Below are 576 nucleotides of genomic sequence, written 5' to 3' on the forward strand. Positions count from 1 at the left end.
GGATCAATGCTTGTTTGTCAGCTCCCCGAAGCTTTTCGCAGACTTCCACGTCCTTCATCGCCTGTAATCGCCAAGGCATCCACCATGTGCACTTATTCACTTGTCCCTATAACCTTGACGGCTATAGTTCAAGCATTTACTACTTTGTGATGATGAGTTTTACTACCCTAAGTGTGTAATTGCTTACACGCTTAAATAAAACTTTACTTCTTCCAGATTGTTAAAGAACGGTACTACGCTTACGAATAAATCGTATTCATTCGTAAAGGCAGTGTTTGGTGGAGGATGACGGGATCGAACCGACGACCCCCTGCTTGCAAAGCAGGTGCTCTCCCAGCTGAGCTAATCCCCCTACGGTGGAACTGGTAGGGCTGGTTGGGCTCGAACCAACGACCCCCGCGTTATCAACACGGTGCTCTAACCAGCTGAGCTACAGCCCCAACATGCTTTTCGTTCTTCTTTAGAACAGTCGATAAGTGTGAGCATTAGGCGGACAGCCTACTCTAGAAAGGAGGTGATCCAGCCGCACCTTCCGATACGGCTACCTTGTTACGACTTCACCCCAGTCACGAATCC

At 48.6% G+C, this 576-nt stretch carries 2 tRNA genes and 2 rRNA genes; all 4 read right to left on the reverse strand.

The window, feature by feature from the left end:
* Positions 1 to 106: ribosomal RNA gene (locus GJ700_RS34710) — 23S ribosomal RNA — on the reverse strand; the annotation flags it as partial.
* A 170-nt stretch (positions 107 to 276) separates the two neighbouring features.
* A tRNA-Ala gene (locus tag GJ700_RS34715) sits at positions 277 to 352 on the reverse strand.
* Between the two features lie 11 nt (positions 353 to 363).
* Positions 364 to 440 (reverse strand) — tRNA-Ile (locus GJ700_RS34720).
* A gap of 67 nt (positions 441 to 507) precedes the next feature.
* Positions 508 to 576 (reverse strand): 16S ribosomal RNA (locus tag GJ700_RS34725); the annotation flags it as partial.

Origin of the sequence: Pseudoduganella rivuli (assembly GCF_009674485.1) — a bacterium.
Taxonomy (GTDB): domain Bacteria; phylum Pseudomonadota; class Gammaproteobacteria; order Burkholderiales; family Burkholderiaceae_D; genus Rugamonas; species Rugamonas rivuli_B.